The 13,931-nt window shown below is 50.7% G+C and carries 11 protein-coding genes; 5 read left to right on the forward strand and 6 right to left on the reverse strand.

Going from position 1 to position 13,931, the window contains the following annotated elements; all coding sequences use genetic code 11:
• Positions 1 to 24: 24 nt before the first annotated feature.
• The gene (gene hpaI, locus AC566Q_RS14940) at positions 25 to 837 is read right to left on the reverse strand and encodes a 4-hydroxy-2-oxoheptanedioate aldolase (RefSeq protein ID WP_499607565.1); all 813 of its coding nucleotides are present in this window, start codon (positions 835 to 837) and stop codon (positions 25 to 27) included.
• A gap of 168 nt (positions 838 to 1,005) precedes the next feature.
• A complete protein-coding gene (locus tag AC566Q_RS14945; RefSeq protein WP_499607568.1) occupies positions 1,006 to 2,382 on the reverse strand; it encodes a S41 family peptidase in 1,377 nt (458 codons plus the stop codon).
• A gap of 166 nt (positions 2,383 to 2,548) precedes the next feature.
• On the opposite strand from AC566Q_RS14945, the gene AC566Q_RS14950 reads away from it, so the two are divergent.
• From AC566Q_RS14950 to AC566Q_RS14960, 3 genes are all read left to right on the forward strand, one after another.
• A complete protein-coding gene (locus AC566Q_RS14950; RefSeq protein WP_499607571.1) occupies positions 2,549 to 3,223 on the forward strand; it encodes a response regulator transcription factor in 675 nt (224 codons plus the stop codon).
• Complete coding sequence (locus tag AC566Q_RS14955; RefSeq protein ID WP_499607574.1) at positions 3,220 to 4,482, forward strand: sensor histidine kinase; 1,263 nt, start codon at positions 3,220 to 3,222, stop codon at positions 4,480 to 4,482. Before AC566Q_RS14950 ends, AC566Q_RS14955 begins: the two co-directional genes overlap by 4 nt.
• A gap of 102 nt (positions 4,483 to 4,584) precedes the next feature.
• The gene (locus tag AC566Q_RS14960; protein WP_105934189.1) at positions 4,585 to 5,364 is read left to right on the forward strand and encodes an SDR family oxidoreductase; all 780 of its coding nucleotides are present in this window, start codon (positions 4,585 to 4,587) and stop codon (positions 5,362 to 5,364) included.
• A 46-nt stretch (positions 5,365 to 5,410) separates the two neighbouring features.
• Here AC566Q_RS14960 and AC566Q_RS14965 read toward each other — a convergent pair whose 3' ends face one another.
• Positions 5,411 to 7,651 carry a penicillin acylase family protein gene (locus AC566Q_RS14965; RefSeq protein ID WP_499607577.1) on the reverse strand — a complete coding sequence of 747 codons (2,241 nt, stop codon included), beginning with the start codon at positions 7,649 to 7,651 and terminating at the stop codon, positions 5,411 to 5,413.
• Positions 7,652 to 7,755: 104 nt separating this feature from the next.
• Positions 7,756 to 8,949, reverse strand: coding sequence for an MFS transporter (locus AC566Q_RS14970; protein WP_105934190.1), 1,194 nt, complete (start codon positions 8,947 to 8,949; stop codon positions 7,756 to 7,758).
• Positions 8,950 to 9,371: 422 nt separating this feature from the next.
• Here AC566Q_RS14970 and AC566Q_RS14975 point away from each other — a divergent pair, with 422 nt between their 5' ends.
• Entirely contained in the window at positions 9,372 to 10,004 is a 633-nt protein-coding gene (locus AC566Q_RS14975; protein WP_499607580.1) for an NAD(P)H-dependent oxidoreductase, read from the forward strand.
• The gene (locus tag AC566Q_RS14980) at positions 10,001 to 11,920 is read left to right on the forward strand and encodes a monovalent cation:proton antiporter-2 (CPA2) family protein (RefSeq protein WP_499607583.1); all 1,920 of its coding nucleotides are present in this window, start codon (positions 10,001 to 10,003) and stop codon (positions 11,918 to 11,920) included. Before AC566Q_RS14975 ends, AC566Q_RS14980 begins: the two co-directional genes overlap by 4 nt.
• Positions 11,921 to 11,926: 6 nt before the next feature.
• Here the strand turns inward: AC566Q_RS14980 and AC566Q_RS14985 are convergent, their stop codons facing one another.
• Entirely contained in the window at positions 11,927 to 12,724 is a 798-nt protein-coding gene (locus tag AC566Q_RS14985) for a transporter substrate-binding domain-containing protein (protein WP_499607586.1), read from the reverse strand.
• Positions 12,725 to 12,845: 121 nt separating this feature from the next.
• On the reverse strand, positions 12,846 to 13,874 hold the full coding sequence (locus AC566Q_RS14990; RefSeq protein ID WP_499607589.1) for an AraC family transcriptional regulator: 1,029 nt from the start codon (positions 13,872 to 13,874) through the stop codon (positions 12,846 to 12,848).
• Between the last annotated feature and the right edge of the window lie 57 nt (positions 13,875 to 13,931).

The raw sequence follows: 13,931 nt of genomic DNA on the forward strand, positions 1-13,931 counted from the left end.
TCCTTTACCCTCAGTCAGTCATCGCTAGTAAACCGAACGTTTACCGGTTTGTGGCACGGGCGTAACCAAATCCGGCTTAAATGACTCAGCCAGTGCCGCCGAGGCATTAAGCAGTAACCCGGTATCGGTCCCTACCCCCACAAACATAGCGCCAAGCTCAATATAGCGGGATGCCAGTTGTTTATCGCCAATCAGAATGCCAGGCGCTTTACCGGCCCTGACGATTTTAGCAATGCAGCTCTCGATAACCTTTTGCACATCATCGTGGCCCGGATCGCCAAGGTGACCCATAGACGCACTTAAATCCGCCGGGCCGATAAAAATACCATCCACCCCATCTACTTCTAAAATGGCATCGAGATTCTCTACGCCGGTTACCGTTTCAATCTGGATCAGCACGCAAACCTGATCGTTAGCGGTTTCCAGATAATCTTTTGTGCGGTTAAATTGCGATGCCCGCGCCAGCGGGCTGCCTACGCCACGAATACCCTCTGGTGGATAACGCGTAGCCGCAACCACTTCGGCAGCCTGTTTAGCGGTATCAACCATGGGCGCCAGAATGGTTTGCACACCCAAATCCAGAATTTGCTTGATACGCACCGCATCAGGCCATGGCGGGCGCACGATGGGCACCGCAGGATAAGGCGCAATGGCCTGCAACTGCTCCAGTATAGTTCGCAAGTCATTGGGTGAATGTTCCGCGTCGATGAGCAGCCAGTCAAAACCAGCACCGGCCAGTAATTCTGCGGTATAACTATTCGCCAGTCCCAGCCACAAACCAATTTGTGCTGTATCACCGGTGATTGCCTGTTTGAATGTATTTATCGGGGCAGGCATAGGGTACTCCTGATTGTCAGAGCCAGTCTTACGCTGGCTTCATTACAGATAAAGATGTTTTGCACGAGGTTTTTGGACTTTATCTGTTGCCCAGTATACGGAAATTCTCTGGAAAGTTGAGCCTGTTAGCAGACTCAACTCCTGATTTATCATATTGTGGGGCTCAAATTATGCCGGTGGCAGCGAATGAGTCTTCAACCAGGTCAGCGGATCGGCCAGCGCTTCATCGGTTAAGTTAACGTCTGGCATGACCGGCTGCTTTGCTCTGTTGCCCGAAGGGCGCACAATGTAACGGCCGGGCGCGAGCATCAGCAAACGGGTATTGGGTAAATAAAACGGTGTCAGGTTGCCGGTTTGATTAGCATTGCCACCGGTAGGTTCGCCCATGAGTTTGCCGAGCTGGTTATCCTGAATGGTAGCGGCAAACAAGATAGCGGCAGAATAACTCATACGATCGATAACCACCCACACATCCCCCTTAAATTGCAGTGATGGCGCGACCGGTTCAATCATGCCATCAGATTCAACGTTCAACTCAATGACCTCCCCCGGCTCGCCACGGTAACCAAACCAACCGTTAGTATCGCTATTGAGTTTTTCGATAGCCACAGAGCCCTGCGGCACCGGCTTATCGGTAAGGTACTGAATAATTTGCGCCCCGGCATCCGACTGACCGCCGGTATTGCCGCGGATATCAATGATCAGGCGTTGTGCTTTCTGCTGGCATATCTGCTTAAAAGATTCATTGATAAAGGCATCATAAGCACCTTGCTCAGTATCCACGTCAAACGACTCAACCCGTAAATAGGCCACCTGCGGAGTGATAAATGTCAGTTCATTATCCTCCTGCCCGGCGCCTGCCCGCTCCCAGTGCTGGTCATTCAGTAAGGTTAGCGTGCTGGTTTTGCTGTTATCCTTGAGCTCTAACTGTATGTCGCCTTTTACATCAAAAACAGCAAATAACCAGTAATGAAACAGCAGCGACAGCATGCTCTCGCGCAGGGCCGGCGACTCGCCGTGGCTCATTGGCGTGAGGCGGGCAATAATCTCGCTTGCAGCATGACCGTTAATGGAGACGATTTCACTGCCGGCGGTCAGTGTCTTCTGATCGCCGCGGCGCTGGTAAGCGCGTGCCAGACGTATTTTTCCATCACGCACGTTCACTCCGAATGGAAAAGTTTGAATGCCGGCTTCCTCAGCATAGGTAAATTCGGCCAACAGCGGAAACAGGATTGAATGGCCGTCATTAAAATACGGCGTCAGTTGACCGAGTACCGCAAATGCCTGCTTTCGGGTCATGTTATCTTTAAGCTGAGCGCTAAGACGTTCAACCTGAGCAGAGAACTGTTCACTGTCGACATACTGCTCAAAGGCCGGATGACGGCGACTCATGGTAGCCACCAGATAATCCAGATCCTGCTGTAACTGCTGCGCCGTGAAAGTTTGCCCGGTAAAGGTTTTATCCACATCAGGGTGGATCCAGTCTTTCATGCCGCCACAACCCAATAGACTGCATAGCAATATCACTATAATACCTGTTCTCATTGCTGATTAATTCCTGTTGTTGAGTAATACGGCCAACCTTAGCAAAGCAAACTTCAAGGAAAGGTCAAGATGACAAAAACAACGTGGCAATCACTTGTTTTAGCGCATCGCCTGTGAGAGTTTTTACGGTATTGAAACCACCACTCACATTCCTATGAAACAGTTTTTGCAAATTCTGATAGTAGAAGATGATGCCGTGCTGGCCGCGCAGCTTGAGCGCTTTTTAACCGATGCCGGCCACATCATTGAGGTGGTAAGCACCGGCAGAGATGCCATCAGGCAGGTCGCAAACACTGAGTACGATGTGGTGATCCTTGATTTGTCGTTACCCGACACCGACGGTATTGAGCTGTGCGGACGCATTAAGCAAACGGCTGAGTCGGTACTGCCGGTTTTAATGCTCACTGCCCGCACCGCACTGAGCGACAAACTGGCGGGTTTTGCTGCTGGCACCGATGATTACGTTACCAAACCCTACCAGCCCGACGAGGTGTTGGTAAGATGTTTGTCGCTGGCCAGACGGCGCGATCTGCATCAGGCCAAACAGCTGGTTATTGGTGAGATGACCATTGATTTAGTCACTAATACAGTGAGCCGTCAGCAACAGGTGTTACACCTGTCGGCCACCGATAAGGCAATACTGATAACACTGGCTAAAGCGCATCCCATGCCACTTGGCAGGCGGCAACTCATAGAGCGGGTGTGGGGAAATGATATTCACAACAGCGACGTACTGAAATCGCATATTTATACCATCCGCCAGCAATTGGATAAGCCCTTTGACTTTCCCATGTTAAAAACCATACATGGCGTAGGATTTGGCTTGCAGGCGTCGGCATGAAAAAGATTGGCCAACAGATAAAACGGCTGTTTTTACTTTATACCCTGCTGCTATTGTGTATTTTTGCCGGATTCACCCAGTTGTACGGCTACCTTATCGAAGACAACGTCATCAACCAGCAGATAAGAACAGAGGCCCACTATTTGGAACAGCAATATCAGGCCACAGCTGCGCTGCCCCTGCCCCGCTATCCGTGGATGAAAATTGTTAACAGCTGGCAACAGTTGCCGCCATCCGTTCAGAAGTTGCATGACAAGGAGCCAGAACGGATCGAGTTTATTACCGAGGCTGGCAACATTCACATTGTGCCGCTGCAACTGAACGGGCAGGAAGCCCTGCTGTATGCCGAAGTGGATGCTTTTACGGTAACCAATAAGGTCTGGCCGCTGAATATAGCGGGCGTAGCCTTTCTGGGTACGCTGATTTTTGCTCTGTGTTCCTGGTTTCTGATGAACCGTGTTGAGACAATCGTCGCACCACTTAACCGCTTAAGCCAACGGGTTCAAAGCGATACACCCCAGTTGTTATTTCCGGCCGGGTTTACTGCCAGTCTGCCGGATAACGAGGTGGGCTTTCTGGCCCGGTCTATCGAAAAACAGTGGCACAATCTCACCCATCTGCTTGAACGCGAAACCCAGTTTACCCGGGATATCAGCCACGAATTAAGAACCCCGATCAGCATATTACAAAATACGCTTTATCAAAGCGGTCCGTTATCACAGGACGATGAAATTCAGGCCCGAAACCAGTTAAATAAACTCACCCAAACGCTGGATGTGCTCACCGCACTGGCCCGGGAAGAAAGCCGCAACAGGCGCCCGCTGAACGTGCTAAGTGTGTTAGAAGATGTCACTATGACCTCATCACTAAGCGGATTGCGGCCCGACTTTGAGCTTAATATTGACGTACCGGATGATTACCAGGTGGTCGCTAATGAGACCCTGCTTTATCTGCTGTTTCGCAACCTGATAGAAAATGCCCATTATCATGGCAGTGATAACACCCTGACGATTTCACTGCAGCAACCATCACTCAGATTCAGTAATCAAATCAATCATGCCTCCGAAACCTTATCGCCAGCCGGACCAACTAACGCTGCGGCTCCCCTTGGCATTGGCCAGGGCCTGTTTCTGGCGCGGCGTATTGTTGAGTTTCATCAGGGTGAGCTAACCGTAAGCAGCTCCCACCGCGATAGCAACAATGACTTCAGCGTTTATCTTTCACTACCCGGGCTTGCTAGTCCAAAAACGCAAAAGTAAACCTCTCGCTGACTACGCCTAAAATAACGACAGGGCTCCTTTTTAAAACGCGCTGAATCGGTAAGATAAGGCTATACCATTTAATAAAGGTAAGGATTTCAGATGGATTTAGGTATAAAAGGTAAAACCGCTATTGTGTGTGCCTCGAGCCGGGGGCTGGGCCGGGCCTGTGCTCAGGCGCTGGCAGAAGCCGGGGTTAATCTGGTGATCAACGGGTTAAACGCTGAACGGCTGGCTCAGGTAGCCGAAGAAATTGCCACCGCTACCGGCGTAACGGTTACGCCCGTCGCCTGTGACGTGAGCACCGCAGAAGGTCAGGCAAAACTTCTCGCAGCCTGCCCGGCGCCCGATATTCTGGTCAATAACAATGGCGGGCCGCCACTCAAAGACTTCCGTGAACTGGACAATGACGCCATGGTAGACGGCATTAATATGAACATGCTAACGCCCATTAATCTGGTGCAGCAGGTGCTGGATGGCATGGTTGAACGTGGCTTTGGCCGCATCATCAACATTACCTCAATGACGGTAAAAATGCCGGTAGCCGGGCTGGATCTCTCCAGCGGTGCCCGCGCCGGCCTTACTGCGTTTTTAGCCGGTATCTCCCGCACGGTGGCCGACAAAAACGTCACTATCAATAACATTTTACCGGGTTACTTCGCCACCGACCGTTTGGATGGTGTGTTAAATGCAGGCATGGCCCGAACCGGTAACGACAAAGAAACGGTAGCTAAAGAGCTCGCCGCTAAAGTACCGGCCAACCGTTTTGGCGATCCCAAAGAGTTTGGCAATACCTGTGCTTTTCTGGCCAGCCAGTATGGTGGCTATATCACCGGGCAGAACATTCTGCTGGATGGCGGCTTAAACCCCAGCGCGTTTTAACCACAAACCAAAAAGGGCACGCTGAGTGCCCTCTTACTGTTTATCTCTACCTTTTGAGCCATTCCGTTTGCTCGGTATGCGCTTCAACCTCTTCCCGCTGTAGCCAGAGCGTACGGTATTCATCGTTAGCCAGCAATTCAAGCTGGTCAGAATAATGGGCCGAGTCGACCTGCCGGGAATTTCCATAAGCCATAATCCCCTTGGCTGTTATCGGTGTCGAAAACTCCACCATGGAGACCCAGGTTTCACCGTGGCGAGGCTCCCTGATACCATCACCATCCGGATCCCACCAGGTGATCACATTAAATGCGCCAAGATTCCCATAGCCACCATGACCGGGGACATCTTTATCGCGAATAATAAACCGTGACACATCACCAAACCGTGGGTCCACCCGGCCATAGGTTGCAATGGTATTTTCGGCGGCCTTTTTGAGCATTGCGACGGCAGCTTCAGGATCCTTTAAGCCGTATGGTGTGGAAAGCGGTAACTCAGCCTGCCAGGGCACAGCATAGTTAGATTGGTCCGAAAAGCCAGAGCGTTTACCAGCAAACAATTCCGCCCAGTTCTCAAATAACACCCCGGCACGGTTATCTACACCAAAGTCCCTGTCCCAGTTTTTTAGCACTTGCGCTGCCTGTTGTACCAGTTCATCGTTACTTTCATCTGCTGCGGCCAATAAATCTTCCAGCACGCGTTCGGTCATCAGCGCGTAGGTGGAGGTTTTGATTTTCTCAAACTGCTCAAAACTTAATTTTCCGCTTTCAGCCATCATCTTAACCGCGTTTTGTGCTCGGAAAGACATCGGCCCTTCTACCGCAACGTAGGGCGGAAAATCACTGTAATCATAAACAGCAGGATAAGTAGCAAGCCATGGCGGATCGTTAGCGTTTTGCACAAAGCCACTCTTAGGGTTGATGACTTTTGGCAGATCAGCATATTCATGCACTTCGTTCCACACATATTCCGAACTATCACCAGGCACCAACCCAGTCCAGAAAGCCAGATCGCCCTGTTCGTGTTTGGGCAGAATGCCATTGTAAAGATACTGGATATTGCCTTCTTTATCAGCGTAGGTAATGTTAAACGTTGGCACCTGTAGTCTTTCCATTACCGTCGTAAATTCAGCAAAGCTTTTGGCCTGCAACATATCAAAATACTGTTGCAGCATACCCGGCCGGTCCAGCCCGGCAACACGCAATGCTACTGTTTCACCATCCTGGCGTTCAAATACGGCGCCATGGACTGACTTTCTCACAGTCACTGTTTTTTCTTTAAGCGTGCCGTTTTGCTGCAATACACGGTACGTCTTGTCAGTAGTATCAAATGGCAGCACCTCGCCATCGTAAAGGTAGCCATCATCTTTCAGAGTAAGGTGGTATGTGGTAGCACCGGGGATACGGTTTACCGTGTTAGAAATGCCCATACGTTGGTTAAAGGCAAAGCGGATTACCGGTAGACCTACCTGGGTGGCACCGTACATTTCAAAGTCAGGGCCGCTTAAATGGGCTTCATAATAGGTAAAGAATCCGGTTGCCCAGGGCAAATGCGGATTTTGCAGCAGTAACGTATTACCGCTGGCAGACTTAGCCGGCGCTACGGCATAGGTATTTGAGCCAGCCTTAAGCGGCGGTGCCCGTTCGCCAATCACCCGGGAGGGCGAGGCAACATAAATGAAATTCATCAGCCGGTGTGCATGGGTCACCACATCAACCCCCGATACCGGTAACACTTTTAACACCTGCGGATCCAGGTTTTCCGGGTGCTTCTTCGCGTAATCGTTAATACCGGCCGCAAACGCATCGAGATTTGTCTTGAACGCCTCCGTTTGCTGCTGGTACCACTGTTGGCCTCGTTCAGGGACGTCATTACCGAGTAACCACAAATCGGTCTGTTCATATTCCTCGCCCCAGTATTCAGCGCCTTTTGCCCGTGCCTGACCGTATAGCCTCAAGACAATGTCACCCTGACTCTTTGCCTGGGCCCAGCCAAAACCATAAAACACCTCTTCGGCAGTACCGCCATAAATATGCGGCACACCAAAGGTATCCCAGCGAATTTCGATATCCTTGGATGCAATGGTATCAGGGGGAGTTTTCGGAGCGTTGTCACAGGCAGTAATAACCAGTGTCAGAATAGCAAGCACGGCAATACGCCAGCCTCTGCAGCGCTGAGTAACGACTAACATGTTCATTAGAATTCCAACTTCTTCGCCGGTTAAGGCGCTCTCTGTCCGGGGCAAACGGCCAAAGGTATAGGGTAATGCGTCCTGAAGCTTTTTCAGCATGCCGTGTCCGGCGCATCGGTGCAACCAGAGAGAGATTTTAATTGGACAAAACAGCAGGTTATTACGATAAAAGGAGGTCTTATGACCTCCTTTTAAAGCACGTATTAATTCGTTGCAGGGATTAAATTACGATTACGCATCTGCAGATAGCTAAGGGCCCACATAATAAAGCCGCCCACAAACAGCATGGCAGACGCATAGCCGGTTTCATTAAATGTAGCGCCTGACGCCAGTAAAGCGCCACCTACCCAGGGGCCGATAGCATTAGCAGTGTTAAAGGCACATTGCACCAGCGCGCCGATCATGGCGTGTCCGGTGGGCGATACGTCCAGCAACATCGACTGAATCACAGCAGCAAGGCCAACACTGGCGCCAAGCAAGAATACCGTGACATATAACCACCAGATATTCGCCGCCGCAAACACGTACATAATCGCAATGGCAACACTGCATAACAGGGCAATACCGGTTGTGGCTAACGGCGAACGATCGGCCAGTTTACTGATCACCAGGTTACCAATGGTGGTGCCAATCCCAAACATCATCATGGCAATGGAAATGGTTACTTCCGGGGTTTCCGTCACGTTAATAATGGTGTCAGCCAGATAAGTATAAATACAGAACACACCGCCAAAGCCCACGAAGATAATACCGGAGATAGACCACACCAGTTTGTTTTTCAGTACGCCGAACTCTTCCCGCAACCGGGTTGGATTGGTTACCGGGCTACTGGGTACCAGGCGATAAATCAAAAACATGGTGATCAGCGCCAGCACGGCCACAATGGCCATACACACCCGCCAGCTCAGGTTTTGCCCAACCAGGGTTGCCATAGGTACGCCCACGATGGTTGCGATAGTCAGGCCGGCGAAGACTTTGGACATATAAGTTGCACGTTTACCCTTAGGTGCCATGCCGGAAGCAACCAGCAGCGCCGTGCCGAAATAAGCTCCGTGAGGCAATCCGGAGAGTACCCGGTAAACTACCAGCTCCGGTAAGGATGAAGCGATCGCGCTTAATCCATTGCCCAGCAAAATCATTGCGGTAAACACAATTAATGCGGTACGACGATTGGTTTTATTGGTCAGCAGCATAAACAACGGCGCACCAATCACCACGCCGATAGCATAGGCACTGATCACGTTACCTGCCAACGAGGGAGTGACGCTGAATGATTCAGCAATTAGGGGCAGCATGGACATTGCCGAAAACTCGGTTAGTCCAAGAACAAAGGTTCCGAGCGCCATAGCCAGAATAGGCCAGACCGCCGCGCCCTGTTTAATTTGTGGTGCAGACATAAACAACCTTAAACACATGGCCGAAGCCAGTTAAATCAATGAGTGTGCGCCTGTTTAAACTGGAGTTATAAACCTGGCAGAGTAAACGAATAAAGCGCGAGTATTTTTGTAGGGATTCGGGACCCACCGAGCGCTGTTGTAGCAGCGTAATCTTATCCGGAAGGACTATTGCTTTTTATGTTTGATGGCTTGCATTATACGTTATGTATGCAAAGTAATTCTATGCTTAATACGAGTAAGATATGCCATTTTTTACTTGATTCAACGCCCTGCAGGCAGCTTTTACAACGCCGTTTCTTTTCATTTCCAATTCTTTGATAAGTTTAACAACCGGAAGGGAAATGGTAGCTTGTGGTAAGACTTGAATAATCCTGACAAAAGCCTCATTTTTTAAGCTGACTCATTTATGTACCGGACCCTGAATGTCTACTGAAGCAAGCTCACCCTCCCGCCATATTCTGTTATTGTTTGCGCATCCCTCGCAGGCGAGATCGGAGGTCAACAGTGTTCTGTTTAACGCCGCAAAAAAGCATACGGCGGTAACGGCGGTAGATTTATATGCCGAGTATCCGGACTTTAATATCAGTATCGAGCGAGAACAACAGCGTTTGCTTGAGCACGATGTGATTATTTTTCAGTTCCCCATGTACTGGTACTCCACCCCGGCACTGTTAAAAGAGTGGCAGGATCTGGTGCTTGAATACGGATTCGCCTATGGCAAAGGGGGCGATGCACTTAAGGGGAAGCCATTTTTCTGTGCGGTGTCGGCTGGCGGGCGCGAAGAAGCCTACCAAACCGATGGGTTTAATCACTTTACCCTGCGCCAGTTACTGCAGCCACTGGAACAAATGGCCAGTATTACTCAGCTAACCTACCTGGCCCCTTTTGCCTTATTTGGATCCCGCACCGCAAAGGAAGAGCACCGCATCACACTGCACTCAGCCGTGTGGACAAAACTGCTGGATAGCCTGGCACAAGACACTCTGGATATCACTAAAGCGCGTCAGCTAGAAAACCTCACCCGCTATTTTGACGAGCAGGATCTGCACAAATGACCGGTTACTTTCTTCAGGCGTTTATTTATTTACTGGCGGCGGTTGTTGCGGTGCCGGTTGCCAAACGATTCGGCCTGGGCTCGGTTCTGGGCTACTTAATTGCCGGACTGATAATTGGCCCGGTGCTCGGCCTGGTTGGCGAGGAAACCAACGCCATCCAGCACTTTGCTGAATTTGGCGTGGTCATGATGCTGTTTTTAGTGGGGATGGAGCTTGAGCCCAAAGCATTATGGCACATGAAGCTGCGCTTGCTGGGCCTGGGCGGGTTACAGTTACTGCTAACCTCGGCCGTTATCACCGGCATTGCCATGATAGCTGGCCTGAGTTGGCAGGTGGCGCTGACTATTGGTCTTATTTTCGCGTTATCCTCCACCGCTATTGTACTGCAAACCTTTCAGGAAAAAGGCCTGCAACAAACCGAGGGAGCCAAGGGAGCCTTTTCTATTCTGTTGTTCCAGGACATCGCCGTCATTCCGATGCTGGCGCTTATCCCGTTATTGGCACTACCCGAACTGGCGAGTGCGATTAATGAGACTGCTGGTCAGAACGCCGGTCATGGCGACAGTCTGGTGGAGGGCCTGCCGGGCTGGTTGTACGGCTTGGTTATTATTGCCTCTATTGTGTTTGTCACCGTTGGGGGCCATTACCTGAGCCGGCCGCTGTTTCGCTTTGTGGCGTCCTCGGGACTGCGTGAAATTTTTACGGCCACTGCGTTGATGCTGGTTATCGGCATTGCCGCTTTAATGGGGCTGGTTGGTCTGTCCCCTGCCCTGGGCGCTTTTCTGGCCGGCGTAGTGCTGGCCAACAGTGAATTTCGTCACGAACTTAAAGCCAATATTGAGCCGTTTAAAGGGTTGCTGCTGGGACTTTTCTTTATCACTGTAGGTGCTGGTATTCACTTTGCTACGCTCTTTGAAAATTGGGTTCTGATCATCAGTATCACCCTTGGGGTGATGGTGTTAAAAGCGCTGGTACTGTTTGTGATTGCTCTGCTGTTTGATTTGAAAGGCAGCAATCGCTGGCTGCTAACGCTGAGCCTGGCCCAGGCCGGTGAATTTGGTTTTGTATTAATTAGCTTCGCGGCCCAGAACAATGTACTGGCCACCGATTTGATTGCGTTATTGCAGTTAGTGGTAGCCTTGTCGATGTTTTTAACGCCGGGGCTGTTTATCTTATTTGAACGGGTCATTATGCCCCGCTACATGCATGGCAGCGGCAGCCGCCAGCATGACACGATAGACGATAAAGGCAGTGTGATTATTGCCGGCATCGGCCGTTTCGGGCAGATAGTTAACCGATTACTGGTGGCTAACGATTTTAAAACGGTAATTCTGGATATACGTTCAGAGCAGGTCGATCTGATGCGTCAGATAGGCACTCAGGCTTACTTTGGTGACGCTTCAAAACCGGGCATGCTCGACACCGCCGGCATTGAACAAGCCAGCTTAATGGTTATCGCTATAGACGACCGGGAAACCGCTGTTGAAATGGTAAAATACGTAAAATTAGCTCACCCTGAGCTTAAGCTGCTGGTGCGCGCCTTCGACCGCGGTCATGGCTACCGGTTGCGCCAGGCGGGTGCTGATTACCTGATTTCCGAAACATATCATTCGGCCCTGGAAATGGGCGCTCAGGCACTACGTTCGCTGGGCGTACACCCGTTTCAGGCCGAACGGCAAAAGCATGCCTACCGCGATATTGAAGCCCAGCAAAGTGACGTACTTTACGAAGCCTGGAAAGACGATGCCAGCGGCGAGCGCTTTGATAACAACTACCGTGAGCTATTTATGGAGTTGCAACAACTCATTGATGACGCGCTGAAATCCGATCTCCACGACAATCACTCCAAGCGGCGAGGCTGGACACCGCCGCCGAAGGGCTACGCAGAAGAGCAGTTAAAAAATCAAAAAGATTAACCGCCGTTACCGATTGCCGGGCCCCTGAGACTCGGCAAACATGTTTAAGTCACCCAGCATCTGTTTTAACAACCCACTTTGGGCAAACTCCCCAAGCTTTTTATTGATGGCATTAAACAGGGGTTGATGGCCCGGGTGGCAAATTAACGTATCGCGCATAGTCAGTGGCGAATACTCTTCGGCATAGGGAAGCTCAGACATCCCCAATTCCTCGTAGGCAAACAACACATCCGGATAAAACGAAAAGATGTAATCGACTTTATTATCATTCAGCATCTGCACATTTTCCGTTTCGCTGCTAACCTCAAACAGGTGCATCACGCGATCGGCAACCCCCTGCATTTCACTGCTCAAAGGCGTACCACGCACGATGCTTAGCACTGCATGATTGGGAATATCACTGGCCTGTCTTACTAAATGTTGTTCATCGCGAGAAATCACTCGCACCATGGCCTTATTTAACGGCACACTGATCAATACATCCTGCAAATCGAGGCTGGCGTCCTCTAGGTCAAAGGTTGCAATCCCCGGCGCATAACAGGCAAATTGTTTATTCACAAATCCGCGTTTGGCCCGGGACATGGGCATCACAATAATCTCAACCTGGTCGGCCAGCCCGCTTTCTAACAGCGCCCGCTGGAGAATTTCGTGGTAAACCCCGGGGCCTTGGTGTTCGCCGGGAATGTGAAAAAGCCCGGTTAACTGTGCACCAACAATGACTTTTTTGGCACCGATTTCACTCGCCACCGGCCAGGCTACCAATGCGGCGAATGCCGCAAGCATTATCATAATGTATCGTAACAAATCTCTTTCCCAGGCTGCTGTAAAAAACTTACCCTCCTAAACTCTATGCACAGGAGTGATATGGTGCAAGCTAAACTAGTTAATTACGCATCATCCTTTAGGATAAGAAACCGCAGGCAGGTCAGCCAGTTAAAGCTTGCCGGCGCCGTTGTTTCGGGCTTTGCTGATACCAACGTTTGAATGCACGGGTAAAATTGCCGGCATTGCTAAAACCTAATCGATAGCCTACTTCACTTAATGGTAAATGACCGGTTTCTACCCATAATAACGCCTGCCGACTGCGCAGGGCATCCACCACAATCTGGAAGCTACTGCCTTTGTCGGCCAATCGTCGCTGCAAGGTACGCGAACTCATCCCAAGGCGTTGTGCCGCCTGCACAAGGGTTAGTGTGCCCAGTGGCAGGTTATTTAACAGCAATGACTCCAGTTGGCCGCGCAGATCGCTGCGATCAAAGCGCGCCAGATAATCGACTACCAGGGCGTCATTTTGAGCAGCAAGCTCAGGACTGGCAGTTAATAACGGCTGATGCATCACCGCTTCACTAAACGATATCGTGTCGTGGGCCGCATTAAAAAACACCGGGCACTTGAACACCCGCTGCCATGGCGTTGGATCTGCTGGTTGCGGACGACTAAGCGACACCTGCAACGGCACTAAGCCGGGCTCAAAAATATGCCTGGCGGTAAGCATACAGGTGCCCACAAAGGCGTCGGTCTCAGCCGCGCACCAGTGTTCAACAGTAAGACTTTTATACAGGCAGATATCGACCTGATTATCCGACTCACTTACCTGGAGCTTACCGTAATCGGCAAACATCCGGAAATTAACTGCCAGCCGCTCAAAACCAGCCATCAGCGTGTTACTGGCCCAAATAGCAAAACCCAGCGCCTGCCAGGAGGTGGGCCGGACAAATCGGGCTACGGTTAGCCCTACCGCTTCATCCTGAGTCAGACTCTCTACCAGACGCCACAAACGATTTAGCTCGGCAAGAGAATAGCGGGTTTCGGGTTGAGCAGCCTGGACAGGATCTATCCCTACACGGCTAAGCAGACTCTGACCGTCAATCTGATAAGCATTCATTGCTCTGCTGATAACCAGCGGCCAGCTGCCGATAACACTATGAGATTGCGCGATGTTGTAGTCTTTCACACGGTTATCCTGAGGTTTGTGGGCGCAGCTTATACAGCCAAAATTATCTTTATACGC

It is taken from the genome of Alteromonas sp. H02, from assembly GCF_059682525.1.